Origin of the sequence: Actinoallomurus acaciae, from assembly GCF_042429965.1 — a bacterium.
Classification (GTDB): Bacteria; Actinomycetota; Actinomycetes; order Streptosporangiales; family Streptosporangiaceae; genus Actinoallomurus; species Actinoallomurus acaciae.
Genome location: NZ_JBHLZP010001173.1, coordinates 1 through 886 on the forward strand (window position 1 = coordinate 1; position 886 = coordinate 886).

Below are 886 nucleotides of genomic sequence, written 5' to 3' on the forward strand. Positions count from 1 at the left end.
GGCGGAGAGCGCGGAGACGGCGGCGTCGAGGGGCTGCCCGGCGGGCAGGTCGCGTTCCGGTTCGGCGTCGGCGGTTTCGTCGGCGGTGGCGAGTGCCGCGATGGCGTCCCGCAGTTCCGTACCGGCGTCATCGCTCAGCGCGCAGGCGACGAGCCCGTCGAGGGCGATCCGCCAGGTGGTGGTCTCGGAGAGGTCCTGGAACCGGGCGGCGAGGGTGCCGGTCGCCTCCGGTGACCAGGAGGCCCAGGAGGGCAGCCAGCCGAGCGCCTCGCCCCGTACCGTGGGGTCGGCGGAGCGCGCGGCGTTCACGACCAGACCCGCGTACCGGGCGCGGTGGCGCGGCTCGACGGTGAGCGGCGCGGCCCCGAGGACCTGCCGGGCCAGGTCCCGGGAACCCTCGACCGCCTCGGTCAGGATGCGCTCGCTCACCGGCAGGTCGAGGAGCTGCCGGGCGGCCGAGACGATCGCGGTACGGACGTCGCGGTGCTGTCCCTCCCGATCCCAGGCCTGCGCGAGGATGCCTTCGGCGCCGGGTGCCCGATGGCGGGCGATCAGCCGTACCGCCTCCTTACGGGCGGTGATCTTTCCCCCGGCGAGGACGGGTGTGAGCGCCGCCGGCAGCGCGCTCGGAGGGGTGAACCGCGCCGCCCGCGCGGCGGCGTAGACGGCGACGTGCGCGTCATCGCCGGTCGCGTGTTCCAGCAGGTCGCCGAGCACGGATCCCGGGCTCGCGGTCCAGGCGGCGGCGGCCAGCGCCGCCCGCCGGACCAGCGGTTCCCTCGCGCGCAGGTAGCCGCGCAGCTCCCCGGCCGAGGTCGATGGCACGTCACCGATCAGGCGCACCGCGCGGGCGCGTTCGCTCTCGGGCATGGAGCGGTCGGCGGCG

Annotated in this window: 1 protein-coding gene; it reads right to left on the reverse strand. The window is 76.5% G+C overall.

Features of this window, described 5'->3' with window-relative positions; translation table 11 throughout:
• Positions 1-870 (reverse strand): hypothetical protein (locus tag ACFFNX_RS51425; RefSeq protein ID WP_378213814.1); only part of this gene is annotated, 870 nt, incomplete at its 3' end.
• Positions 871-886: the final 16 nt, after the last annotated feature.